Raw genomic sequence first — 24,493 nt, 5'->3', positions numbered from 1 at the left:
CACCCCCGATGGCCCGTCCAACCCACGGTGAGATCACCAGCTACCTCAACGATGACGCTCCGCAGGATATCCGCAAGCTTGTGCTGAACGCGGGCAAAGGCGACATCCTGAACCCCAGTTATCCCTACGACGACAGGATGGACCGCAAGGACTATCAGAAGCGGATGGATGCGTTGCAGATCGAGTTGGTCAAGTTGCAGGCCTGGACCAAACAGACAGGCGAGCGCATCGCCATTCTGTTCGAGGGGCGTGATGCGGCCGGCAAGGGCGGCACAATCAAACGGTTCCGCGAAAACCTGAACCCACGCGGCGCGCGTGTGGTGGCTCTGGCCAAACCGTCTGATGCTGAACGCAGCCAATGGTATTTCCAGCGCTATGTCGAACACCTGCCCTCGGCCGGGGAAATCGTGTTCTATGATCGCAGCTGGTACAACCGCGGCGTGGTCGAGAAAGTCTTTGGCTTTTGTTCTGATGAAGAGCGCGAGCGGTTTTTCCGCCAAGTCCTGCCCCTTGAACAGGGATTGGTCGAGGATGGCATTCGCACGTTCAAGTTCTGGTTGAATGTTGGCCGCGCCGAGCAGTTGCGCCGGTTTCGGGATCGGGAAAGCGACCCTCTCAAACAGTGGAAACTCAGCCCGATTGACGTGAAGGGCCTGCACAAATGGGACGACTACACCGACGCCATCAGTGAAACGCTGCTCAGATCGCATTCCGACAGCAACCCCTGGACCATCGTGCGGTCCGACGACAAGAAACGCGCCCGCATTGCCGCGATTCAGACGGTGCTGAGCCAGATGGACTATGACGGCAAGGACGCCGACGCCGTGGGGCAGCCCGATCAGAAAATTTGCGGCGGGCCGGACATCTGGGATGCCTAAACGCGGTTATCATCACGGCAATCTGCGCCAGGCCCTGATCGAGGCGGCGCTGAAGCTGATCGAAGAAAAAGGCCCTACCGGCTTTACCCTGTCCGAGGCGGCCAAAACCGCTGGTGTCACTCCGGCTGCTGTCTATCGCCATTTCGAAGGGCGCGAGGATCTGATCGCCGAAGCCGCGCGCCAGGGCTTTGATATGTTCGCGGACCTGATGCAGTATGCCTATGACAAGGGGCAGCCTTCTGCCTTGGCCGCGTTCGAGGCAACAGGCCGGGCTTACTTGGCTTTTGCCCGGCGCCATCCAGGGCATTACATTTCGATGTTCGAAAGCGGCATTTCGGTGAACCGCACGCCCGAGCTGGCCGCGGCCGCCAACCGTGCCAAGGCGGTTCTGGAACGTGCCGCGGCCGAATTGTCCGAGCACATCCCCGCCGAAAAACGCCCCCCCGCGTCCATGTTCAGCGCCCACATCTGGGCCATGAGCCATGGTGTGGTCGAGCTTTATGCCCGCAACACCGGCACCGCCTCGCCTTTCCCGCCCGAGGATCTGCTGGAAACCGGGATCGGGATTTATCTGCGGGGGTTGGGCCTGATCAGCCCTGACGGCTGATCAAACCTGTTTTGAACGCGCGATGAAAATGTCGTGCTCGATATCCCACCGCAATCCGCGCGACACGGCCCAGTCGACCAGGAACTCCTTGGTCGGGTACTGCGAGAACCCGGGTTTTTCGGGATCGAAACACCGCATGTCGTCGATCATGATCGACACCGCGTCCCATTTGTCCATGTTGTCCGAGATCGCCTGCAGCTCTTCTCGGATCGGGCATTCCAGCTCTCCCTGAAAGGTACCGTCGCCGGAATAGTGACCATCCAGCCAGAAACAGACATTGCCCGACAGTTTCGGCAAGAGCGCAGGAAAGACGTTCTCGCTCACATCCTTGATCACCTCGATCGACGGATTGTCACCAAACCGGGCATTGGCGCTGGCATAGAGGTTCGGCTCGGGTTCGATCGTGATCACCCGATCAGCAAACTGGCCCAGATAGGCCGTGGTGTTGCCCATGTTGGTGCCCGTCTCGACCCAGGTCGATTTCGGCAAGGTATAGCGCTTGAGCACCGAACGTTTCGCAATCGCGGGCGCAGGCACGTCAAACCCGGTTTCCAGCCATTCCTCCAGCCCCTTGCGATAACGCATGCGGCGATACAGCGCCGTATTCTTGATGCTCATGTCCACTCCTGACCTTTGATCAGTCTGCTCCCTACCGCAGTTCATCCTGAGGGAAAACAAAAATGCGAACAATCCACTTTTGGGGGTTTTGACGATGGGCCGATACCCGCGCCCACGTCGCCGCAGCGTTTACAACTCAGGGAGTTTCTGCCAAACCGGACCCAACGCAATCCCCGCCAATGCAGCCATCCTGCGCCGTGCGGATCAACCCCAAACATGCGCGTTCTGATACGCTGCAGACCATGGAAGCGCTTGAATGAAGTTCCTGAAAAAGCTCCGCGGCAAAAGCCACAAGGATGACCCGATCACCGACGAAGAACGGATGATCATCAAGAAATGCATCCGCCCCGGAGATATCGTGTTCGACGTTGGCGCGCACCACGGCAAGTGGTCGGAAAGCGTGCTGAAGATGGCGGATGCGAAAATCCACGCATTTGAGGCGTCCAAAGATGCCCATCAGGTTCTGCAAGGCACCATCGCCGACAAGGTCACCTTGAATTGGAACGCGGTGTCGAACCGGGACGAGGATCTGACCTTTCACGTCTATCGCGATGACGCGCGGCTCAGCTCGCTACACCGACGCACCAGCGTTGAGGATCAGTTGCTGACCGCAGGTTTTGACGCCATTACCGTCCCCGGAACCACGATGGACACCTATTGGGCCGGTCGGACCGAGCAGATCCGGTTCCTGAAGGTCGACGTCGAAGGCGCCGAATATGACGTGTTACGTGGCACGCGGAACCTGCTGCGCCGCGGCCAGGTGGATTTCCTGCAGTTCGAATATGGCGGCACCTTCCTGGATGCCGGCACCTCGCTACGCAATGTCTGGTCGTACCTGCGCCGCTTTGGCTATCGCGTACTACGGGTGCAGAATGGCAAGTTCACAGAGGTGAAGAAATTCACCGACAAGACCGAAGATTACAGCTATTCCAACTACTTGGCGCTGCACGAGCGGCTGATGAAACCGTTCCTGAAAGAAGGCGGCGAGATCGAGTTGGATTTCGACCGCATGGCGCATTTCGGGATCAAGCCCACAGGTGTGCTGCATGTCGGCGGGCATGAGGGCAACGAGATCACGACATATCGCGCCAAAGGCATCAGCCCGATTGTGTTTGTTGAAGCCAACCCCGATCTGGCCGGTGGTTTGCGTGATCGGTTTGCCTCGGACAGTGATGTGAGCGTCATCGAATCCGCTGCTGCCGAAGAAGAGGGCAACGCCACCTTCAACATCACCTCGATGAACCAATCCAGCTCGCTGCTTGAACTTAAGGATCACGCAAAGCTTTACCCCAAGATCGGTGTCGAAAAGCAGATCACCGTGCGCACCGCATTGATCGACACGCTGCTAGACGAGGCCGGGATCGACCCGTCCACGCTTGATTTCATTGCGATGGATATTCAGGGGGCTGAGCTGAAAGCGCTGAAAGGCGCGACGAAACTTCTGCAACATATCAAAGCGTTGCAGATCGAAGTTAATTACTCAGAACTCTACGAAGGCTGCGCCTTGATCCACGAGATCGACGCCTTTCTGGAAGAGCACGGGTTCATCCGTGTGATGACCAATACGCCTTATAGCGAGGAATGGGGTGATGCGCTCTATGTCCGTCGCCCTCTGGTTGGCAGCTCGATTGTGGGCTCGATGGGTCGGTTCGCCAATCAGGTGTTCCAATACCTGTTCATCCAGACCTATGCGCGCGAATACGACTATACCCCGGTCAACTCGACCTGGGCGGGTGATGACATTTTCAACGTGACCCCGGGCCTGACCGAGATGCCCGAACTGCCCTTCAAGATCGAAGAACAGGGGTACGAGCTGTCCAACAGCACGGTCGCCAATGACCCCGAGGTGCGGCCAGCCACCGATTTCGCCGGGTTCTTTCAGTATCACACGCGCTATTACAAACCCTACAAAGAGCTGATGCAGGCGCATTTTGCGTTCAAAGGCGCCTATGCCGAGCGCGCCGCACAGCTGAAGGCGCTGTTTGACGCGCAACCCGGCCCCGTCGTTCCACTGCACTTGCGGCGCGGGGATTTCGGCACCGGCGTGTTTTTTATCGCGCCTGAAAGCTGGTATTTGGATTGGCTGCAAGGCCTGCGCGAACAGCACCCTGATCTTACGCTGTACATCGCCTCGGATGAGCCTGACGCGGTGCTGCCTGCGTTCAAGGATTTCAACGTCATCACCGAGCGTGATCTGCCCGCCAGTGATCTGGAGCATGGGTTCTTTACCGACTTTGCCGCGTTGACGATGGGTGACCATCTGGCGATTTCGAACAGTTCGTTCTCGTTTGCGGCCTCGATGCTGAACCAGACCGCACAGACGTTCATGCGGCCCGATCTGACCCAAGAAAAGCTGATCGACTATGATCCCTGGAACGCACCAGTCCTGCTGCGCAAGCTTGAGGCCGAAGAAGCGGGCGAAGCGTTCATGAGCGAAAAGGCCAAGGGGCGGTCCAAATACAAATGGCGCAAGGTTCGCAAGATCTTCAAATGAAAACAGAGGTCTTTTTCCTGAACCTCGACCGGGTTCCGGATCGGGCCGTTTTCATGGCAGAGCAATGCGCGCATGGGGGCATCACCGCCCCCATTCGTGTCTCGGCCACGGATGCATCGGCCTCGCCCGACTACACCTCACCCCGCTACAATCCCCACCGCTGGGGGCCCTACTGGAGCATGACAAAGACCGAGGTCGCGGTGTTCGAAAGTCACCGCAAGACCTGGGAAACCATTGTCGAAACCGGCCGACCTGGCGTGATTTTTGAGGATGATATTCTGTTGTCTTCTTCAGCGGGTGCTGTGATCGAAAGCCTGGGCAACGAACATGGTGGGTATGAGTTGGTCAAACTTGACGCAGTTGGCGGGCGCTATCGGTTTGGTCCCACGTGCACCTTTGGCGGCCAGACCTTGCGCCAGATCGTCGGTGTATTGCCCAGTGCAGCGGCCTATCTGCTCAGCCCAAGCGGAGCTGCGCAACTGCTGGAGTTGTCCCAGAGCTATTGCGACCACCTGGATGATTTCATCACCCGGCCATGGCCCGGTTTCCGTGCCTTTCAGCTGGAGCCGGCCGTTGCCGTACAAGGAATGTTCTCGGATCTGAGCGGCCGAACAGACATCCCTGTCAGTGTCATCGGCAGCGAGCGCACCGACTTTGGCAAAGCCGCCACCGACGACGGGCGTGGGCCGTTCAGCTATCGCGCGATGAAAGAGATCAAACGTACTGCCCGCAAAATCGCTCGGAAACGCGGCGGCGACAAACGGCTTTTGGCATCGGGGGGCTTCATCGGAGAGATCCCCTTGGCCTCTGACCTACCCCAATTCAAACGCTGAGATTAACGCACATGCGCCGGCCGCAGATTGGCTTCGACCGTGATCAGGTCTAATTCGCCCAGACCCTTGATCTGATGCGCGCCGAAATCGCCAATCTGAAACTCGTCGATCAGATCGAATTTCATTTCTTCCGGGGCAACGATACCCATCGGGTCGGCCATCATTTGCAGCCGTGAGGCCATGTTCACAGCCGGGCCAAAGACGTCATAGACGTATTTCTGTATCCCCACGACCGAGCCGACTGCGGCCCCTGTCCCAAGCCCGATTCGCGCGCGCCAGGTGTGCTGATGGCTTTCGTTGCGCCGTTCTAGGTAGCGCAGGAACCGCACCGCACAATGCGCCACGGCCGAGGCATGTTCCGGCGCTGGATCCGGCATGCCACTGACGGCCAGATAGGCATCACCGATGGTCTTGATCCGCTCGCAACCATATTGTTCGACGATGCGATCGAAGGCGGTGAAAATATCGTTGAGTTCCGCCAGTGTCACCGTCGGATCGGTCTTGGTGGCAAATTCGGTGAAGTCGACAAAATCGAGCATCACGACCGAGACCTGATTGTACAGTTGCGGCGTGACAACGCCAAAGGTTTTGAATTCCTCGTAAACCGAGCGCGGCATCAGATTCAGCAACAGTTTCTCTACTCGTTCCTTTTCCCGCTCCAGCTCGCGCGTGTTGCGTTCAACCATGGTGGAATAGCTGTCGATCATCGATTCCAGCTCGCGGATGCGGGTAATGTTCTGGCATTCGACCACCAACAACCGCTGCCCGCCCGACAAGGTCGCCGAAATAGAGATCGCAATCACCAAAGTCCGGCGCTTGCGCTTGATCTCGACCTCGCCGGTGAACATCACGCCTTCGGCGTCGTTCTCTCCTAGGTCCTCGGGAGAGAGCCCTTCTATCAGTTCGCTAAGCCGGGTCACCTGGTCAGGGGTCCCGAACCAATCGCAAAAAGGTTTGTTGGCAAAGATAAATTCGTGACTGACCCCATCGACGATGGCAACGCCCACCCCGATGGATCGCAGCAATTGCTCGTTGATGGCAGTGATGCTCATCCCAGGTCCGCCGTCACGATGATCGAGCGTTTGCTTTCGATCTCGTGCAACACGAAATCCACATCTGCAGGCTTCATGCCATGATCGCTTAGGGCCTCGGACAACAACTTTCCCATTTCATCAAAGTCCGCGTGCGAGATATTTAGCTGAGCATGCACGACACGTAATCGGTCATCGGAAAAGGATACAGGACCGCCCACCAGAGATGAAATGAACTTGGTCTGGTGGTCCATCAGGCGCGGCATGTCCACATCCGCGAAATAATCGCCGATTTGGTCGGAATCCAGTGCCATCTCGTAAAAGCTCATGACAATGCGGCTGATGGTTTTGAAGCCGCCGTACTTTTCGTACACCGTAGTGCCCATAACAAATTCCGCCAATATTCATGCAATATGCATGTACATTAGGCCAGAACGGGAACTTAAATCAAATTGAGACCAAATATGATGCCAAAAACGAAAAAGGGCCACGCGACTGCGTGGCCCTTTTCTGTTCGAAAAATACGAAGCTTAACGCTTCGAGAACTGGAACGAACGACGCGCTTTGCGCTTACCGTATTTCTTACGTTCCACAACGCGGCTGTCGCGGGTCAGGAAGCCGGCGGCTTTCAGAGCGCCACGCAGGGCGGGATCATAAAGCTGCAGCGCTTTCGAGATGCCGTGCTTGACCGCACCGGCCTGACCGGTCAGGCCGCCGCCTTTGACGGTTGCGACAACGTCGAACTCGCCTTCAACACCAGCAACCTGAAACGGCTGGCGCAGGATCAGCTGCAGAACGGGACGGGCAAAGTACTTGTCCATTTCCTTGCCGTTCACGGTGACCTTGCCGGAACCCGGCTTGATCCACACGCGAGCAACAGCGTCTTTACGCTTGCCGGTGGCGTAGGAGCGGCCCAGTTCGTCACGCACGGGTTCGCGCAGGACGATTTCTTCGGCCACGGTTTCAACGCCTGCAACGGCGCTCAGCTCTTCGAGAGTATTGATCTGATCAGCCATCGGTCATTAGCTCCGGGTGTTTTTCTTGTTCATGGACTTGACGTCCAGAACTTCGGGAGACTGGGCTTCGTGCGGGTGCTCGGCACCAGCGTAGACGCGCAGGTTGGTCATCTGTGTACGGGCCAGACGGTTGCCTGGCAGCATGCGCTTGACCGCTTGGGTCACGACGCGCTCGGGGTGTGCACCCTCGAGGATCTGCTGCTTGGTGCGCGACTTGATGCCACCCGGGTGGCCAGTGTGCCAGTAGAAGTGCTCGTCACGCTTCTTGCCGGTCATCTGGATTTTGTCAGCGTTGATCACGATGACATTGTCGCCCATGTCCATGTTCGGGGTGAACGACGCTTTGTGCTTGCCACGCAGGCGCATGGCGACGATCGAAGCAAGACGGCCCAGAACAACGCCCTCGGCGTCGATCAGGATCCACTTCTTGTCGATGTCTGCAGGTGTTGCAGAAAAGGTTTTCATGGCAGGATAGTCCTGTTTGATGTGAAAGAGCGGCCCAAATGACCGCTCCGAATTCGATGGAGGGGTTCTATTGGCCCTGCACGATCACGTCAAGCGTAGCAAAGTATAATTTCAATTGATAAAACAAAGGCTTATAAAATAGGTACTATTATACCCCACAAAATTCACCCCTCAAACCCATTCTCAATCACACATGACAACAAATGGGTGGTATGCCCCTGCCTGATTGTGCCAGTCTACCGATGGCAAGAGACGGGGAACAGACAAGATGGCATCACTGGACGCAGTAATCGAAGCATATGGCGCAGCCTGGGCAGAGAAAGACCCTTTAAAGCGGATGAAGCACCTGGAAATCGCGTGGGCCGAAGATGGACGCTATGTCGATCCCAATGGTGACGTCTCTGGGCGCGAGGGGTTGGCAGGGTACATGGATGCCTTTCACGCCCAGGCCAAGGGATCGCAGATCGTGGTGACCAGTGCCGCAGTTCAACATCATGAGATGGTGCATTTCACCTGGGCGATGAAAGCGGTTGGTGGCATCCCCCTGCTCAAGGGGCATGACTTTGGCACGCTGGACACCGATGGCCGCATCAAACAACTGGTGGGCTTCTTTGGTGACCCTGAACCCATTGGCGGTAAAAAGGGCCTTTTGAGCTGGCTCAAACGCTGAGCCGTTCGGGCGGGTTGTCGAGCAGAACACGCATTCGCATCAACGCGGCTTCATACGTCTTTAAACTAACGCCCGCATTGATGGCCAACCGCACCGCGTGCGGCGTGCGCGAGGTGCGGCAGGCGTATTCCTCGGCCGAGCGGATCTGAATACCTTGCGCCTCGGCCGCCTGACAGAACGACGCCGCGCGCCATCCGGACGGCAGGGTCAACCAAAGGAACGGTACCGGGTGGCGCCAGTTGAGTGAATACGAGCCAAGGATGTTCACCGCCGCCTTGATGTAGTCACCCGTGACTTGCTGCAACCCATCCAGCATTTGTGGCAATTGCGGATGCCCAAGCAACGCGGCGCTCAGATCCAGCATGGGCGTGGCCAGGCCAAAGAACCCATGTTCCACCGCGCGGCGCAAATCCGCCACCTGCCCTTCGGGGGCCACCGCTATCCCGATGCGAAGCGCAGGTGTGATGGATTTCGAAATCGATGTCACAAACCAAGTCCGATCCGGCGCCAGCATCCGATACCCCGGAGCCTGCGCAGGCATGTGACGATAGCAATCATCCTCGAGCAGGAAGAACCCACGCTTTCGGGCAATGGCGACCACTTCTTCGCGCCGATCCAGTGGCGTAAACACCGTGGTCGGGTTGTGTACCTCGGGCGACGTGCAGAAAACCTGCGCCTCGTGCTGGCGGGCGAGCGCATCGAGGGCTTCGGGGATGACGCCATGTTCGTCCATGGGCACTGGCACAACCTCGGCCCGGAGCAATTCGGCGGCGCGTCGGAAACCGGGATATGATAGCTCTTCGACCAGAACCACGGGGCGACGGCCGCGCAAGATCGCCTGCAAGATCATCGAGATCGCGTTTTGGCCACCGTTGGTCAGCACGATCTCTTCTTCGCTCACACGACCCAAAGGCGCCTGTGACAACCACTTGAGCGCAGCCTGTCGCGCAGGCAACGCCCCTGCCCGACTTGGGTAATGCATCAGACCAGAGGGCGGATCCTGCGCAATCTGCCCCAACAGGTTTCGGATCAGCTGCGCCTGCCCGACACTGGGCAGATGGGGTGAGAACATATTGACCGCATACCCATCTTGCGTGTTGGTGTTATGGGCAATGACGTCCACCTCGATCGGGGCAAATCCGTCGGCCTGCGCTTGCCGGTCGGCCACAAATGTACCGCGTCCGACACCCGCTTCGAGCAACCCTTCGTCGGTCAGGATCGTATAGGCCCGCGCCACGGTGCCCGGAGTAATGGACAATGTATAGGCCAGCTCGCGTACGGGCGGCAGTTTCGCGCCAACCTCCAGGTCCTTGTTTTCGATGGCTTTTCGGATCGTATCCGCCACCATCTTGTACTTTGGACCTTTGACCTCGGGCAAAGATGCCGGCCAAATTGTACCCATTACAATTCTTCCTTTGAATTGACACAATGCAGAATGTATCAAGTGAATGTACCAAATAGCGTACCATTGTGTCAATACAATTTAGAAAGGACCCTGTCATGACACGTCTGATGCATAGCCCCGCGCTGACCCTGCTGAACGCGAGCCCCCGGCTTCCGCTGATCGCGGATCTGGCCGTACGCTTTGCAGCCACGGTCACGACATGGGAACAACGGCGCCGAACCCGCGTCAACCTGAGCCATCTGGACGATCATCTGCTGGCTGATGTGGGCCTGACCCCCAAACAGCGCACGCGAGAGATCAAACGCCGGTTCTGGCAGATTTAACTGAGATCCCCGTCCCATTTTTCATTTTGGGACCTCTTCACTGGCCGGAGCTTGCTCCGGCCTTTTTTGTTATCCGGCGTTTGCAGCGACCGAGCCCGCAGGTGGAATGGAATAGGTCATCGTCGCCCGCGCCACGATCTTGTCCGATCCTTCGGACCGCATCAACACATCGCCCACGGCCAACAGCTTGCCCAGCTTCAGCAACCGCACTTCGGCCAACATGTCGACGCCACCCTCGGGTTTGCGCATGAAATCCATCGAACAGCTGGATGTCACCGCCAGCCCCTGTCGCCCGACCCGCGCCAAAACCATCGCATAGACGCCACAATCGGCCAGGGCAAACATCGACGGCCCCGAAACGGTGCCGCCCGGTCGCAGGTGCCGATGCGCCACCTTCAGGCGCATAATCAGGCGATCTTCGCTCAGCTCTTCGATGGCGAAATCGTCGGAAACCTGTGGAAATACACTGGCCATGTAATCCATCAACTCGTCTGTGTTCATTGCCAGTGACATGCCGCTTTCCCTCTTCCCGTGTTACCCCTAGAGTTGCCCGCAGATTTGGGTGGAGAGCAAGATGGCAATTCTGGAACGTAGCGACACAGGCGCGGTGGCGCATCTGCACATGAACGCGCCCGAGCGGCTGAATGCGCTGAGCGACGAGATGCTGGCGGCGCTTCAGAAGGAATTTGATCGGCTGAAAGACGACCGCTCCATTCGGGCGGTGATCCTGTCAGGGGCTGGCAAGGCCTTCTGTGCCGGTCACGACCTGAAACAGATGACAGCCGGGCGTCAGGCCGAGGATGGCGGCAAGGCCTATTTCAAGGACCTGTTTGATCGCTGCGCCCGGATGATGATGACCGTGCAGCAACTGCCCCAACCCGTCATCGCCCAGGTTCACGGCATTGCCACAGCCGCGGGCTGCCAACTGGTCGCGACCTGTGATCTGGCCATCGCGGCCGAGGGCACGCGGTTTGGGGTCAACGGGGTGAACATTGGCCTCTTCTGCTCGACGCCCATGGTGGCCCTGTCGCGCAACATCCCACGCAAGCAGGCGTTCGAGATGTTGACCACGGGCCAATTCATCGACGCCGCCCGCGCCGCTGAACTGGGCCTGATCAATCGTGCGGTCCAACCCGAATCCCTGGCGGATGAAACCGCCGCCATGGCCGAAACACTGGCAGGCAAACTGGGTGCGGCAGTGAAAATCGGCAAACAGGCGTTTTATCAGCAAATGCAGATGCCGCTGGATCAGGCCTATGCCTATACCGGCGATGTCATGGTCGAAAACATGCTCTATCGCGATACCGAAGAGGGAATCGCCGCCTTTATCGAGAAACGGGATCCCGATTGGAGCCAGTGAGTTGATCGTTTCCCGAAACCGGTAAAATTGTTTCCAAATTTGAACTTTCAATCTGGGCAACACTGTGGCAAACATTTGGCAAGGGCCCGGTAAAGGCTGGGCACTTAAGCGATTTTTGGGTCGCCGTGGGCGGAAGGTCCCTCCTTGTCAGCCTCTCTCTGACACCGACATTCCCGCAGCGGCGACCCCAAAAACACCCCGACACAATCTGGATGCAGGAAGCTGAGGACGACTTTGGCCCCTTGACCGGTGTTGTCTGGCGTTGCGTGCACGCGCGCCCTGCCCTAAATGGCACCTCATGACACAAGTTTTGCATATCGTGGGCGGCGGCATGGCCGGGTCCGAGGCCGCCTGGCAGGCGGCGGAAATGGGCGTTGACGTGGTACTGCATGAAATGCGCCCCAAGGTCGAAACCTTTGCGCATCAGACCGGCGACCTGGGCGAGATGGTGTGTTCCAACTCCTTCCGCTCGGACGATGACGAACAAAACGCCGTTGGCCTGTTGCATTGGGAAATGCGCGCTGCAAATGGCTTGATCATGACCACCGCCGACACGCACCGCCTGCCTGCGGGTGGTGCCCTGGCCGTAGACCGAGAACCCTTTGCCGAGACCGTGACGGCCAGGCTCAAGGCGCATCCCCGCGTGACTGTATCCTATGAAGAGGTCACTGCCCTGCCCGAGGATGGCAATTGGATCTTTGCCACCGGCCCGCTGACCTCACCCGATCTGGGCCAGGCGATTCAGGCGGAAACCGGTGCCGAGGCGTTGGCTTTTTTCGACGCCATCGCGCCGATCATCTATGCCGAGAGCATTGATATGTCCAAGGCGTGGATGCAATCCCGCTACGACAAGGGCGAAACCGAAGAAGAGCGCACCGCTTATCTGAACTGCCCGATGGACAAGGACCAATACGAGGCGTTCATCGACGCGCTATTGGCCGCTGACAAGACCGAATTCCACGAGGGTGAGACGGCGGGCTATTTCGACGGCTGCCTGCCGATCGAGGTAATGGCCGAACGCGGGCGCGAGACCCTGCGCCACGGGCCGATGAAACCCGTGGGCTTGACCAACCCGCATCAACCGGACGTCAAAGCCCATGCGGTGGTGCAGCTGCGCCGCGACAATGCGCTTGGCACGCTGTTCAACATCGTGGGCTTCCAGACCAAGATGAAATACGGCGCGCAAACGCAAGTGCTGCGTATGATTCCCGGCCTGGAAAACGCCAGCTTTGCCCGCCTGGGTGGCATCCACCGCAACACGTTTTTGAACTCGCCCACCCTGCTGGACGATCAGATGCGCTTGAAATCGCGCCCCAATGTGCGGTTTGCCGGGCAGATCACCGGTGTCGAAGGCTATGTCGAAAGCGCAGCCATGGGCCTGCTAGCTGGTCGTATGGCTGCGGCCGAGATCCTTGGCATCAACCTGCCGCAGGTGCCGCAAGACAGCGCCATGGGCGCATTGATCCACCACATCACCGGCGGCGCCGAGGCCAAGACGTTCCAGCCGATGAACGTGAACTTTGGCCTGTTCCGCCCGGTTGATGGCCTCAAAGGCGGGCGACGTGGGCGCAAGGACCGGTACAAGGCCTATACCGACCGGGCAAAGTCGGCCTGGAGCGACTGGTTGGAGCATTCGGCTCTGGACGCGGCCTGAATCAAACGCTTAACATGTGGGCCATGACCCAAAAATTCCTGGCCAGCACATACAATCTGGAAACACCCGAAGAAACACGCGACCATTACGACAAATGGGCCGGATCCTATGATGCCGAAGTGGACGAAAATGGGTATGTTACGCCTGGGCGTGTCGCCGAAGCGCTTAGGGCAGAGGTTTCGGACCTAAATAAACCGATCCTGGACTATGGCTGTGGGACTGGCCTGTCCGGGCTTGCGTTGCGCAAGGTCGGCTTCACCACGATCGACGGGATGGACCCGTCATCTGACATGCTCGATGGAGCACGGGCAAAGGGCGCTTATCGGCACCTGACAGGGTTTGACATCCTTGATCCCGCTCCGGTTTCAGCCGGGTCTTATGACATTATCACTGCCATCGGCGTCATCGGCGCAGGAGCCGCGCCACCTGAAACCTTTGACCTGTTGATGAATGCACTGCCGAGTGGCGGTTTGCTGGCATTTTCCTTCAACGATCATGCACTGGCAGACCCCGCATTCGAAGGGCGCCTGAACGATTGGCTGGACATGGGCGCTGCGCGCTTGCTCAGTAAGGAATACGGCGACCACCTGCCTGGCATGAACATGAAGTCAAACGTGTATATTGTTGAAAAAGCGTGACTTTCAAAACGCGTTTTGCACCATCCCCCACAGGCCCTCTACATCTTGGACATGCCTATTCTGCGCTGCTTGCCTTTGACATGGCCATGGCCGAGCACGGTCAGTTCCTGCTCAGGATCGAAGATACCGACACCGCCCGCGCCCGCGACCATTGGGAGGCGCAGATTTATGATGACATCCACTGGCTTGGGCTAAACTGGGAAACTCCTGTCCTGCGCCAATCCGAACATCTTGAGCGTTACAATGCATCCCTGATGCAGTTGGCGGATCGCGGCCTGATCTACCCCTGTTGGTGCCGCCGCAGCGACATCCGCGCCGCCCTCTCTGCCCCGCAAGAAGGCGCGCCATTGGCCCCCGGCGTCTATCCCGGCACCTGCCGCAGGAGGGGCATGGACAGCCGTCAGCCGGGCGACGCGCTGCGTCTGGATATGACCAAAGCGCTGGCAGAGGTGCCTGAAATGCGACTGATCGAAACCGGCCTGAAACACGCAGGCGCCCACACCGTGAACCCCGCGCAACTCATTCAGGAAATTGGCGATCCGGTGTTGGGCCGCAAAGAGATTGAAACGCCCTCTTACGTGCTGGCCGCCGTCATCGATGACGGCGCACAAGAGATCACCCATGTGGTGCGTGGCGAGGACCTGTATCAAACCACGTTCCTGCAAGTGCTGCTGCAACACCTTCTGGACCTGCCTACACCGATCTATCATCACCACAGGCTGATCCGGGACGAAGCTGGCAAACGCCTGGCTAAGCGCGACGATTCCAAGGCCATCGCCAAATACCGCACCGAAGGCGCAACGCCCTCAGACCTGCGCAACCTTGTGGGGTTACCGCAACCCCTTGCTTCTTCTTGTTGAAAATTCGGTCCCCGAAGACCACGGCGCAAAGCGCCCTTCACTCCATCGGTTTCATCAACTCGACCTCGGTGCCATCCCGCACCGCCGTATAGAAACACGTCCGCCGGTTCGTGTGACAGGCCGCCCCCGTCTGGTTCACCGTCACCAACAGGCAATCGCGGTCACAATCGACGCGGAAGTCCACCAGTTCCTGCACATGGCCCGAGCTTTCGCCCTTGATCCAGAACGACTGCCGCGAGCGCGACCAATAGGTCACCCGCCCCGTTTCCAGCGTTTTCGCCACGGCTTCGGCGTTCATCCAGGCCATCATCAGCACCTCGCCCGAGGTCGCGTCCTGCGCAATTGCCGGGATCAGGCCGGCCTCGTTGTAGGTCAAAGTCGAGGGATCGAAAGTCATGGCAAAAACCTTTTGCATCGCGGCGTCGGCCCACTATGTATGGGGAACGAACAACGAGGGAAAGCCATGTCCGGCGAAACCGATCTGATCAAGCTTTATTCGGCTAAGATTTTGGCGCTGGCCGCTGATATTCCGCACCTGGACCGGCTGGAGAACCCCGGCGCCACGGTCAAGCGGCGTTCGCCTTTGTGCGGATCGACTGTCACCGTGGATGTGACCCTGAAGGACGGCAGGATCGCCGAATATGGTCAGGACGTAAAGGCCTGCGCGCTTGGTCAAGCCTCGGCCTCGGTCGTGGGCAGCGCCATCATTGGTGCCACGCGGGCGCAGGTGGAAACCGCGCGCGATCAGCTCAAGGCGATGCTCAAAACCGACGGCCCAGCCCCTGACGCGCCCTTTGACGGGCTCGAAGTGCTGATCCCCGCCCGTGACTACAAGAACCGTCACGCCTCGATCATGCTGGCGCTTGAGGCGACGCTTGAAGCGATGGATCAGGCAGAACAGGCCAACTGCGCCTGAGACTGGCCAGATTGCAATCATGACGCTAGGCTCGCCTCTGTTTTCAGGGGAGAGTTGAGTTGCAGGATTTAGTTGAACGTTTCGTGACCCTTTGGGTCGTCATCGACCCCATCGGAACGGTGCCCGTATTCATCGCGGTGACCGCTGGCATCGACACCGCCGCACGCCGCAAAACCGCTTTTCAGGCCGCACTGGTCAGTGCTGGTGTGCTGCTGTTCTTTCTGATCTTCGGGCAACTGCTGATCGATGCGCTGGATATCGGCCTGAACTCTTTCCAAGTCGCAGGCGGGATCGTGCTCTTCCTTTTTGCGCTCACTATGATCTTTGGCGAGAGTAAACCCGAGGCCGAACAGAAACAGGTCGAAGGCGCGCAAGAGATCGAAAAACCCAATCCCGCGATCTTTCCCTTAGCGGTCCCCTCGATGGCATCACCCGGCGCGATGCTGGCCATCGTCATGCTGACCGACAACAACCGGTTTGGTGTTGTGGATCAGGCGATTACCGGCGGCGTCATGCTTGTTGTGATTGCCATTGCTTTTGTTCTGATGCTTTTTGCCGATCCCATCATTCGTCTGATCGGTCACGCAGGATCTGCGATTGTCAGCCGCGTCATGGGGATGATCCTGGCCTCGGTTGCAGCCAATGCGGTACTCTCGGCGATCCTGGAAATCGTTCAAACAGGTCAGCTGTGAAGAAAAATCCGCCGCTCTTTCGGGCGGGAAAGAGCGGCGGCAGGTATTGCGGGTCTCATGTAGGGTCCGGGGGCCATTCAGGGCCGAGGCAGGGCCCGTTCAGGGTAAGGATAGGCAGGTCACCCTTTCATCAATGGGACAGGATGCGAATGGGTCCGGGCATGAGATCGCAGGCAGAATTCCGTAAGTTAAAGACCCGGCAGATGCAGCGCCACCACCAGCATCACCACCAAAGACGCCGCCCCTGCTGCATCTTGCAACAGCGTATCCTGGGATCGGGTCAGGGCGGTTTTGATCTGGCTCAGCATCTGGCGTCTCCGGGTTAATGGTCCATGTCAGCGTTAAGTCTTTGTTGACCTTTTGTTCTCATTTCTCGATGAGTCTGTAAAGAACTTTTTGAGAACATTTGTGAACTTTTTGTACGCCAGATGAGAACAACCAGCACGGGAATTCGTAATATCGATTTGTTTACAATAAGTTAGCCGACCGAGATCAAGCGGATCGCCTGATCCTGCTTCATCAACCACAGAAGAACACGCGCTGCCTGTCCCCGCTCTGTCGACAGGTCTGGGTCAGAAGCCAGCAAAGCGCGCGCATCAGACTGGGCCACCGCCATCAGCGAAGCCTGCCGTTCCAGATCCGCGATGCGGAACCGGGGCAGCCCTGACTGTGCCGTCCCGATCAGGTCGCCCGCGCCGCGCATCTGCAGGTCGGTTTCGGCAATCCGGAAGCCGTCTTCGGTCTCGCGCAGCACCTCGAGCCGCTTGCGCCCCGTCTCGCTGAGCGGCGCCTGATACATCAGCAGACAGGTGGAGTCCGCGTCCCCGCGCCCCACCCTGCCGCGCAGCTGATGCAACTGCGCCAAGCCAAAGATTTCGGCTCGCTCGATCACCATGATCGTGGCATTGGGCACGTTCACCCCCACCTCGATCACGGTTGTGGCGACCAGGACCTTGGTCTCGCCTGCCTGGAACGCCGCCATCGCGGCATCCTTATCCGCAGGCGGCATCTGACCATGCACCAGCCCAACGACCCCTTCGCCCAGAATAGCGCGCAGACGTTTGAACCGCTCTTCAGCAGCGGTCAGATCGACCAGTTCGGATTCGTCCACCAGCGGACAAACCCAGTAGCATTGCCGCCCCTCATCAATTGCCTCGCGCAGGCGGCCAACTACAGCATCCATCTTGTCCGTCGAGATCACCGCCGTCTTGATCGGTTTTCGCCCCGGCGGCTTTTCATCCAGGATCGAGACATCCATATCGCCGTATTGCGCCAGCGACAGGCTGCGCGGGATCGGCGTAGCGGTCATCACCAATACATCCGCGCCGACACCCTTTTTCGCCAGTTCCATCCGCTGCCGCACGCCGAACCGATGCTGTTCGTCGATGATGGCCAGCCGCAGGTCGTTGAACGCCACATCGGCCTGAAACACGGCATGGGTCCCGACAAGGATTTGAATGTCGCCGCGCTCCAACGCCGCCAGCTTCGCGCGTCGCTCCGCGCCTTTGTCGCGGCCCGTGAGCAGCTCCAGAACCACGCCCGCGTCCTCGGCCAGGGGCTGCAACGCCTCCAGATGCTGACGCGCCAGGATTTCCGTGGGCGCCATCATCACGCCCTGTCCACCCGCCTCGACCGCGACCAGCAGCGCCATGAAAGCCACCAGCGTCTTACCCGCGCCCACATCGCCCTGCAGCAGCCGGTTCATCCGCTGGCTTGAGGCCATATCCGCCGCAATCTCTTCGATCGCGCGGGCCTGGGCTCCGGTTGGTCGGTATGGCAGCTTGGACAAGACGCGCGATTGCAACTCGCCCGTGGCGACGCTGATCACACCACGCGTCTTGCGTTCGCGTTGCCGCGCAAGGGCCAGTGTCATCTGATGCGCCATCAACTCGTCATACGCCAGCCGCATCCGCGCTGGCGAAAATGGGCTGACATCATCCAGGCTTGAGGGGTGATGCGCGGCCTCCATCGCCATGGTCCAATCGGGCCAACCTTCGCGCTCCAGATGCGCGAGGTCGATCCATTCGGCCAGTTCCGGCGCGCGGGCCAGCGCGCTTTGCGCCGCCTTGTAAGCCGTCTTTTGCGTGACCCCCTGGGTCAGATGATACACCGGCTCGAACTCGGGGATATCGCCTGCCTCACCCACCGGCAGGATGTGATCGGGGTGAACCATCTGCGCCATCCCATCAAACAGCTCGAGTTTACCCGACACCACCCGCACCGCCCCCTGCGGCAGAACGCGGTTGAGGTAGTCCGAGCGCGCATGAAAGAACACCAGCTGGAAATCCATCTGCGCGTCATGCACGTGGATGCGGTACGCCCCGCCGCGATTGCGGGACGGGCGATGGCTGTCGACGGTGATCTCGACCGTCAGAGTGCTGGGTAGATCCGCGCCCTTGATCGTGTCGCGCCGGCGGCGATCCACCACCGCATAAGGCAGTGAAAACAACACGTCACGCGGTGTTTCGATATCCAGCGCGGCCAAGAGCTGCGCCGTTTTTGGGCCAACACCATCCAGTGTCTCAAGCCCCGCAAACAGCGGGTACAGAGGTTCAGGCCGTCCGCTCATAGCCCCTCGATCAGCTCCAGCCAGCCGTCTTCGTCCAAAGTCTGGATCCCCAAATCGGCGGCTTTCTTGGCCTTGGACCCTGCACCAGGCCCCGCCACCAGCAGGTCGGTTTTCTTGCTGACCGAGCCGGAAACCTTGGCCCCCAACGATTCCGCGCGGGCCTTTGCCTCGGCCCGGGTCATCTTTTCCAGCGTGCCCGTGAAGACGACGGTTTTGCCCGCGACGGGGCTGTCTTGCGTTGGCGCTTCGGGCGGCACGATGGTCAGATGGGTGCGCAAGGCATCAAAGGCCGCGCGTTCGTCCGCGTTGGCAAAGGCGTCCGACAGCGAAAGGCCCAGGGTCGCACCGATCCCGTCGATGCCTGTCAGGTCGGCCCAGGCGGCGGTGGCCTCGACCGGGATATTGGCCAGGGCCAGGGCCTTGTCGCGGGCCTCTTTCACGCGGGCCCGGCGACCTTCGGAATTGGCCGCGATCCGCTCTGCCTCTTCTGCCTCATCCGCTGCGCGATGCGCCAAGGCGGCTGGACGGGCCGTGTCGACGGCCTGCGCCATCGCGTCCCAATCCCCGTAATGCAGCGCCAGATCGCGCGCGCCGACTTCACCCACGTGGCGGATACCCAGGGCGAAGATCAGCCGGATCAACGGGATGGTGCGTTTTTCGTCGATTGCCGCGAACAGGTTGCTGGCCGAGGTATCGCCCCAGCCATCGCGGTTCTTAAGCCGCGCCAGAGTGGCTGCATCGCGAGCTTGCAGTGTAAAGATGTCTTCGGGCGTGCGGATCGGCAGCACCTCATCCCCATGAAACATCTCGATCTGTTTGGCACCCAGCCCTTCGATGTCGAAGGCCTTGCGCGAGACAAAATGTTTCAGTTTTTCAACGGCCTGCGCGGGACAGATGATCCCACCGGTGCATCGGCGCACGGCATCTCCCTCTTCGCGGGTCGCGGGGCTGCTGCATTCGGGGCATGTGGTTGGAAAGACGTAAGGCTGCGCTTGCTCCGGTCGCTTGCTAAGGTCCACATCGGCCACTTTGGGGATCACGTCACCTGCACGGTAGACCTGCACCCAATCGCCGACGCGGATGTCCTTGCCGCCCCGAATTTCATTGCCCGAGGCATCGCGGCCCTGGATGTAGTCCTCGTTGTGCAGCGTCGCATTCGAGACGACAACGCCGCCCACGGTGACCGGAGCCAGCCGCGCCACCGGGCTGATGGCACCCGTGCGGCCCACTTGAATGTCGATCTCCTCAAGCCGGGTCCAGGCCAGTTCGGCCGGGAATTTATGCGCAATCGCCCAACGAGGCGTGGTCGAGCGGAAGCCAAGCCGCGCCTGAAGGCCCAGATCGTTGACCTTGTAGACGACGCCGTCGATATCATAGCCAAGCGTCGCGCGCTGCTCTTCGATGTCATGGTAATGCGCGATCAACTCGGCAGGTGTGGCGCAGAGTTTCGTGAGCGGATTGGTCTGAAACCCCAGATCGGCCAGCTTTTCGATGGCCCCCATCTGCGTTTCCGCAAGCGGTGCGGACAGATCCCCCCAGGCATAGGCAAAGAACCGCAAAGGACGAGACTTGGTGATTTCCGCATCCAACTGCCGCAGCGATCCGGCTGCGGCGTTGCGTGGATTGGCAAAGGTTTTGCCGCCCCGCTCGGCCTGGCGCGCATTCAACGCGTCGAAATCCGGGTGGGACATATAGACCTCGCCCCGCACTTCGAGCACATTCGGCGCGTCCTGCAAAAGGTGTGGGATATCCGTGATCGTCCGGGCATTGGCGGTGACGTTTTCGCCCGTCTCGCCATCCCCCCGCGTGGCGGCCTGCACCAGAACACCCTGCTCATACCGCAGCGACAGGGACAGACCGTCGATTTTGGGTTCCGCTGTATAGGTCAGAGCATCTTTTGCCCCGAGCCCCAGGTACTTGCGAATCGATGTGTCAAAACCATCGACGTCTTCGTCATCAAAAGCGTTGCCCAGTGACAGCATCCGCACAACATGGGTGATCTTGGAAAACGCCTCGGCCGGGCCTGCACCCACCTGATCGGTCGGGCTGTCGTCGCGTTTGAGTTGGGGAAAGCGGTCCTCGATCGCTGTATTGCGCCGTTTCAGCGCATCATATTCTGCATCCGACATCACCGGATCGTCAGCAGTGTGATAGGCGGCGTTTGCCTGCCCCAGAAGATCCGCCAACCGGGCCAGTTCAGCGCTGGCTTGTTCCTCGGTCATGGCTTTGATGTCGGTGGTGTCTGTCACGGCCTCGCCCCAAACTTGATAGTAGGTCCAAGTGATAGGGCGAGGCCACGATCAGGTCCAGATGTCTTCATCGTGAGTGGTGGTGGCTGCCTGGACCAGCAGCCTGGGCTTGCCTGTGCCGATCACGCGCCAACGGCGAGGCGCGGATCGCTCATTTCATTGGGCTGCGGGTCGCGCAGCACATAGCCACGGCCCCAAACTGTCTCGATATAGTTTTCGCCGTCGGTTGCATTGCTGAGCTTTTTGCGCAGCTTGCAGATAAACACGTCGATGATCTTGAGTTCCGGCTCGTCCATGCCGCCATAGAGATGGTTAAGGAACATCTCCTTGGTCAGGGTCGTCCCCTTGCGCAGGCTCAGCAGCTCGAGCATCTGATATTCCTTGCCGGTCAGATGCACGGTCTGCCCGCCCACCTCGACCGTCTTGGCGTCCAGATTAACCGAAATCTTGCCGGTTTTGATGATCGATTGCGAATGTCCCTTGGATCGGCGGATGATCGCGTGAATGCGGGCCACCAGCTCTTCTCGGTGGAAAGGCTTGGTCAGATAGTCATCCGCGCCAAAGCCAAACCCCTTGATCTTGCTTTCGGTGTCATCAGCACCCGACAGGATCAGAATCGGCGTTTCGATTCGCGCCATGCGCAGCTGGCGCAGCACCTCGTGCCCGTTCATATCCGGCAGGTTCAGGTCCAGAAGGATCAGGTCATAGTCATACAACTTGGCCAGATCGATCCCCTCTTCGCCTAGGTCCGTTGCATATACGTTCAAGTTGGCATGCGTCAGCATCAACTCGATGCTCTTGGATGTTGTTGGATCGTCTTCAACAAGAAGTACGCGCATTTAATGTCTCCGCCTTAATCAGGTCCCGTCGTTGTGATTAACCGTGACGAATAAAGGTTAACCTCACGTTACCGTTAATGCAGTTATGGAAGATCAACTTAAAGTTGTCTATATTTTTTCAAAGCGGTCACTTTCAACGCATCTGCACCATGGTCTGCAACTGCTGACACCCAGCTGCTAAATTCCTCTTCACTCAGCCCATAGAGCTTCATCGCATCCGGCAGAGTGATCAACCCGTACAGCACCCCACGCACCACCGCGACTTTCCGTGACGCAACCCATCGTTGTGTCTCAGGCGGCGGTAAATCGGCCCGTGTCATGATGGATCCATCCGGCAGAGTTACTGATCTTGGCCCTTCCACTTTTCGCAAAAACATCACCTATCCCTTTTACTGACACCCAGACTCTGGATCAGCCTACTTAACGGGTGGTGAAACCGCCTCTTGAGAGTATGTAGGATTTTCTTATATTCCGCTGGTCTTTCCCCGTTTAAACAGGAGCCGCCCCATGGCGCTGGACACAGATGCACCGCTGAACTCGCTTGGATTTGCGAAACCCCCGTCGGAAACGCGGGTCGTTGTGGCCATGTCTGGGGGTGTCGACAGCTCGGTCGTGGCCGCGTACCTGTCCGATCAGGGCTATGACGTCGTGGGCGTGACGTTGCAGCTTTATGATCATGGCGCCGCCCTGGCCAAGAAAGGCGCCTGCTGTGCGGGCATCGACATCCATGATGCGCGCCGCGTGGCCGAGGAACGCGGCTTTCCCCACTACGTGCTGGATTACGAAAACATCTTCCAGGAAGCGGTGATCGACGAGTTCGCCGACAGCTATCTGGCAGGTGCCACCCCGGTGCCCTGCATTCGCTGCAACGAACGGGTAAAGTTCAAGGATCTGCTGGAAACCGCCAAGGATCTTGAGGCCGATTGCATGGCGACCGGCCACTACATCCAGCGCATGATGGGTGAAAACGGGCCTGAGCTGCATTCGGCCGAGGATGCCAACCGCGATCAGTCGTATTTCCTGTTCTCGACCACGCCGGAACAGCTGGATTACTTGCGCTTCCCTCTGGGCCACCTGCCCTCCAAGGATGCCACCCGCGAGATGGCGGCACAATATGGTCTGTCGGTCGCGGACAAACCCGACAGTCAGGACATCTGCTTTGTGCCCAACGGCAACTACGCCAGCGTGATCGAGAAACTGCGCCCCGGCGCGGCGGAACCCGGTCAGATCGTTCATGCGGATGGCCGCGTTCTGGGCGAGCACAACGGGGTCATCCACTACACCATCGGTCAACGCCGGGGTCTGGGCATCGGCGGCCTCAGCGAGCCGCTTTATGTGGTGAAACTGGACGTGGACACCAAGCAGGTCGTCGTCGGCCCCAAAGCGCTCCTATCGACCCGCACCATCCCCGTGCGCGAAATCAACTGGCTGGGGGATGAGCCGTTCACCTCGCAGACGGAATGGCATGTCTCAGTCAAGGTCCGCTCGACCCGCCCCCCGCGCGAGGCGATCATCCGTCCGCTCAGCGACACCACAGCCGAGGTCGAACTGCTGAGCCCCGAGGAAGGCGTGTCACCGGGTCAGGCCTGTGTGTTCTACGAAACCGACGGCAGCCGCATCTTTGGCGGCGGCTGGATCTGGCGCGGTTACTAGGCGTCGACAGGCTGTACCGCCTGCGTTCTGCGGTGCCGCGCCGAGCCGACAGGCGAGGCGCCCGGCCCAACCTAAGGAGATGTCCCGCAAGGGGCATCGACGATGGGCGGGAGGGCTTGTTTCCCTGTACCACCCAGGTACCTCACAGTAGGTCGGTGCCGCTGTCGAGCAGCACATATATCCCGGCGGCAATCATCACAAACGGCGCCAGGCGCTCAAACCGTTGTGTCCACGGGCCTGTCGCTCGTGCAGTAACCGCAAAGACCAACCCAATCGCCCCAAGGGCCAGAACCGCCACAATCGCACTGATTAGAGCCGCAATCCGGAAGAGCGGCGCAGAATCGGCCAGCACTGGCGCCATGACAGCGAAGCTGTCCATCGACAGGCTGAGAAACAGCAGGCTTGTCATCAGGAACGAACTGCCGCGCGAAAAGGTCTCGGTGTGCCCTCCGTCGTCACGGCGAAACTGCTGCCAAAGCCCACGCAGCCCCAATCCCACCGGGATCAGGCCCAGCAGGCCCACATTGCTCGGAACCAGTTGATCGGATCCCACGGCAACCACCATGGCAAGGGTCAAAATCACTGCTTGCGCGGCGGTGTAACCTGCGATGGCGCGCCATTTACCCACCACCAGCGACAGGGCCAAAAGCGCGGCAAGGTTGTCAATGTTGGTCAATAGCTGGGCAACGGCGGCCGAGACGCCAAAAGCGATCAGCTCCATCG

At 59.2% G+C, this 24,493-nt stretch carries 26 protein-coding genes; 13 read left to right on the top strand and 13 right to left on the bottom strand.

The features are described 5' to 3' along the window. The first annotated feature begins 8 nt into the window (after positions 1 to 8). Together ppk2 and TRL7639_RS09290 are read left to right on the top strand one after the other, a co-directional pair. A complete protein-coding gene (gene ppk2 / locus TRL7639_RS09295; RefSeq protein ID WP_085795415.1) occupies positions 9 to 878 on the top strand; it encodes a polyphosphate kinase 2 in 870 nt (289 codons plus the stop codon). Further along, complete coding sequence (locus TRL7639_RS09290; RefSeq protein WP_085795414.1) at positions 871 to 1,485, top strand: TetR/AcrR family transcriptional regulator; 615 nt, start codon at positions 871 to 873, stop codon at positions 1,483 to 1,485. The genes ppk2 and TRL7639_RS09290 overlap by 8 nt, the downstream gene beginning before the upstream one ends. On the opposite strand, the gene TRL7639_RS09285 is transcribed toward TRL7639_RS09290, so the two are convergent. Further along, on the bottom strand, positions 1,486 to 2,103 hold the full coding sequence (locus TRL7639_RS09285; RefSeq protein ID WP_085795413.1) for a class I SAM-dependent methyltransferase: 618 nt from the start codon (positions 2,101 to 2,103) through the stop codon (positions 1,486 to 1,488). Between the two features lie 256 nt (positions 2,104 to 2,359). Between TRL7639_RS09285 and TRL7639_RS09280 the strand changes: the two genes are divergently transcribed. Together TRL7639_RS09280 and TRL7639_RS09275 are read left to right on the top strand one after the other, a co-directional pair. Further along, positions 2,360 to 4,597, top strand: coding sequence for an FkbM family methyltransferase (locus TRL7639_RS09280; protein ID WP_085795412.1), 2,238 nt, complete (start codon positions 2,360 to 2,362; stop codon positions 4,595 to 4,597). Further along, the gene (locus TRL7639_RS09275) at positions 4,594 to 5,430 is read left to right on the top strand and encodes a glycosyltransferase family 25 protein (protein ID WP_165759785.1); all 837 of its coding nucleotides are present in this window, start codon (positions 4,594 to 4,596) and stop codon (positions 5,428 to 5,430) included. The genes TRL7639_RS09280 and TRL7639_RS09275 overlap by 4 nt, the downstream gene beginning before the upstream one ends. Positions 5,431 to 5,432: 2 nt before the next feature. On the opposite strand, the gene TRL7639_RS09270 is transcribed toward TRL7639_RS09275, so the two are convergent. The 4 genes from TRL7639_RS09270 to rplM all read right to left on the bottom strand — a co-directional run bounded on the left by TRL7639_RS09270 (position 5,433) and on the right by rplM (position 7,942). After that, on the bottom strand, positions 5,433 to 6,482 hold the full coding sequence (locus TRL7639_RS09270; protein WP_085795410.1) for an adenylate/guanylate cyclase domain-containing protein: 1,050 nt from the start codon (positions 6,480 to 6,482) through the stop codon (positions 5,433 to 5,435). Then, on the bottom strand, positions 6,479 to 6,847 hold the full coding sequence (locus tag TRL7639_RS09265) for a group I truncated hemoglobin (RefSeq protein ID WP_085795409.1): 369 nt from the start codon (positions 6,845 to 6,847) through the stop codon (positions 6,479 to 6,481). Before TRL7639_RS09265 ends, TRL7639_RS09270 begins: the two co-directional genes overlap by 4 nt. Before the next feature lie 144 nt (positions 6,848 to 6,991). Next, positions 6,992 to 7,477, bottom strand: coding sequence for a 30S ribosomal protein S9 (gene rpsI, locus TRL7639_RS09260; RefSeq protein WP_085795408.1), 486 nt, complete (start codon positions 7,475 to 7,477; stop codon positions 6,992 to 6,994). Between the two features lie 6 nt (positions 7,478 to 7,483). After that, complete coding sequence (gene rplM / locus TRL7639_RS09255) at positions 7,484 to 7,942, bottom strand: 50S ribosomal protein L13 (RefSeq protein WP_085795407.1); 459 nt, start codon at positions 7,940 to 7,942, stop codon at positions 7,484 to 7,486. 268 nt (positions 7,943 to 8,210) lie between these two features. Between rplM and TRL7639_RS09250 the strand changes: the two genes are divergently transcribed. Continuing rightward, positions 8,211 to 8,612, top strand: coding sequence for a nuclear transport factor 2 family protein (locus tag TRL7639_RS09250; protein WP_085795406.1), 402 nt, complete (start codon positions 8,211 to 8,213; stop codon positions 8,610 to 8,612). On the opposite strand, the gene TRL7639_RS09245 is transcribed toward TRL7639_RS09250, so the two are convergent. Next, entirely contained in the window at positions 8,602 to 10,014 is a 1,413-nt protein-coding gene (locus TRL7639_RS09245; RefSeq protein ID WP_085795405.1) for an aminotransferase-like domain-containing protein, read from the bottom strand. The two genes, TRL7639_RS09250 and TRL7639_RS09245, sit on opposite strands and share 11 nt — an antisense overlap. 98 nt (positions 10,015 to 10,112) lie before the next feature. Between TRL7639_RS09245 and TRL7639_RS09240 the strand changes: the two genes are divergently transcribed. Then, positions 10,113 to 10,340 carry a DUF1127 domain-containing protein gene (locus tag TRL7639_RS09240; protein ID WP_085795404.1) on the top strand — a complete coding sequence of 76 codons (228 nt, stop codon included), beginning with the start codon at positions 10,113 to 10,115 and terminating at the stop codon, positions 10,338 to 10,340. A 69-nt stretch (positions 10,341 to 10,409) separates the two neighbouring features. Here TRL7639_RS09240 and TRL7639_RS09235 read toward each other — a convergent pair whose 3' ends face one another. After that, entirely contained in the window at positions 10,410 to 10,853 is a 444-nt protein-coding gene (locus TRL7639_RS09235) for a PaaI family thioesterase (RefSeq protein ID WP_085795403.1), read from the bottom strand. A 61-nt stretch (positions 10,854 to 10,914) separates the two neighbouring features. Here TRL7639_RS09235 and TRL7639_RS09230 point away from each other — a divergent pair, with 61 nt between their 5' ends. The 4 genes from TRL7639_RS09230 to gluQRS all read left to right on the top strand — a co-directional run bounded on the left by TRL7639_RS09230 (position 10,915) and on the right by gluQRS (position 14,852). Then, complete coding sequence (locus TRL7639_RS09230; protein ID WP_085795402.1) at positions 10,915 to 11,700, top strand: enoyl-CoA hydratase; 786 nt, start codon at positions 10,915 to 10,917, stop codon at positions 11,698 to 11,700. A gap of 298 nt (positions 11,701 to 11,998) precedes the next feature. After that, complete coding sequence (gene trmFO, locus TRL7639_RS09225) at positions 11,999 to 13,354, top strand: methylenetetrahydrofolate--tRNA-(uracil(54)-C(5))-methyltransferase (FADH(2)-oxidizing) TrmFO (protein ID WP_085795401.1); 1,356 nt, start codon at positions 11,999 to 12,001, stop codon at positions 13,352 to 13,354. Positions 13,355 to 13,377: 23 nt separating this feature from the next. Next, positions 13,378 to 13,992: a class I SAM-dependent DNA methyltransferase gene (locus TRL7639_RS09220; protein WP_085796345.1), complete on the top strand. Its 615-nt coding sequence runs from the start codon at positions 13,378 to 13,380 to the stop codon at positions 13,990 to 13,992. After that, positions 13,989 to 14,852 (top strand): tRNA glutamyl-Q(34) synthetase GluQRS, encoded by an 864-nt coding sequence (gene gluQRS / locus TRL7639_RS09215; RefSeq protein WP_085795400.1) that lies wholly within the window; start codon positions 13,989 to 13,991, stop codon positions 14,850 to 14,852. The genes TRL7639_RS09220 and gluQRS overlap by 4 nt, the downstream gene beginning before the upstream one ends. Before the next feature lie 37 nt (positions 14,853 to 14,889). On the opposite strand, the gene hisI is transcribed toward gluQRS, so the two are convergent. Further along, entirely contained in the window at positions 14,890 to 15,267 is a 378-nt protein-coding gene (gene hisI, locus TRL7639_RS09210; protein ID WP_207559648.1) for a phosphoribosyl-AMP cyclohydrolase, read from the bottom strand. Positions 15,268 to 15,315: 48 nt separating this feature from the next. Here hisI and TRL7639_RS09205 point away from each other — a divergent pair, with 48 nt between their 5' ends. After that, the gene (locus TRL7639_RS09205; RefSeq protein WP_085796343.1) at positions 15,316 to 15,768 is read left to right on the top strand and encodes an iron-sulfur cluster assembly scaffold protein; all 453 of its coding nucleotides are present in this window, start codon (positions 15,316 to 15,318) and stop codon (positions 15,766 to 15,768) included. Between the two features lie 59 nt (positions 15,769 to 15,827). Then, positions 15,828 to 16,460: a MarC family protein gene (locus TRL7639_RS09200; protein ID WP_085795399.1), complete on the top strand. Its 633-nt coding sequence runs from the start codon at positions 15,828 to 15,830 to the stop codon at positions 16,458 to 16,460. Between the two features lie 478 nt (positions 16,461 to 16,938). On the opposite strand, the gene recG is transcribed toward TRL7639_RS09200, so the two are convergent. The 4 genes from recG to sciP all read right to left on the bottom strand — a co-directional run bounded on the left by recG (position 16,939) and on the right by sciP (position 22,494). Continuing rightward, on the bottom strand, positions 16,939 to 19,029 hold the full coding sequence (gene recG / locus TRL7639_RS09195) for an ATP-dependent DNA helicase RecG (RefSeq protein WP_085795398.1): 2,091 nt from the start codon (positions 19,027 to 19,029) through the stop codon (positions 16,939 to 16,941). Continuing rightward, positions 19,026 to 21,251 carry an NAD-dependent DNA ligase LigA gene (ligA, locus tag TRL7639_RS09190; protein WP_085796342.1) on the bottom strand — a complete coding sequence of 742 codons (2,226 nt, stop codon included), beginning with the start codon at positions 21,249 to 21,251 and terminating at the stop codon, positions 19,026 to 19,028. The genes recG and ligA overlap by 4 nt, the downstream gene beginning before the upstream one ends. Positions 21,252 to 21,400: 149 nt before the next feature. Then, positions 21,401 to 22,117, bottom strand: a complete 717-nt coding sequence (gene ctrA / locus TRL7639_RS09185) for a response regulator transcription factor CtrA (protein WP_085795397.1) — start codon at positions 22,115 to 22,117, stop codon at positions 21,401 to 21,403. Positions 22,118 to 22,215: 98 nt separating this feature from the next. Further along, positions 22,216 to 22,494: a CtrA inhibitor SciP gene (gene sciP / locus TRL7639_RS09180; RefSeq protein WP_085795396.1), complete on the bottom strand. Its 279-nt coding sequence runs from the start codon at positions 22,492 to 22,494 to the stop codon at positions 22,216 to 22,218. 130 nt (positions 22,495 to 22,624) lie between these two features. Here sciP and mnmA point away from each other — a divergent pair, with 130 nt between their 5' ends. Continuing rightward, the gene (gene mnmA, locus TRL7639_RS09175; RefSeq protein ID WP_085795395.1) at positions 22,625 to 23,770 is read left to right on the top strand and encodes a tRNA 2-thiouridine(34) synthase MnmA; all 1,146 of its coding nucleotides are present in this window, start codon (positions 22,625 to 22,627) and stop codon (positions 23,768 to 23,770) included. Positions 23,771 to 23,912: 142 nt separating this feature from the next. Here mnmA and TRL7639_RS09170 read toward each other — a convergent pair whose 3' ends face one another. Beyond that, positions 23,913 to 24,491 (bottom strand): cadmium resistance transporter, encoded by a 579-nt coding sequence (locus TRL7639_RS09170; protein WP_085795394.1) that lies wholly within the window; start codon positions 24,489 to 24,491, stop codon positions 23,913 to 23,915. Between the last annotated feature and the right edge of the window lie 2 nt (positions 24,492 to 24,493).

It is taken from the genome of Falsiruegeria litorea R37 (genome assembly GCF_900172225.1).
Classification (GTDB): Bacteria; Pseudomonadota; Alphaproteobacteria; order Rhodobacterales; family Rhodobacteraceae; genus Falsiruegeria; species Falsiruegeria litorea.
Note: the sequence above shows the minus strand (reverse complement) of the source record. Positions and strands in the feature narration are given on the sequence as shown.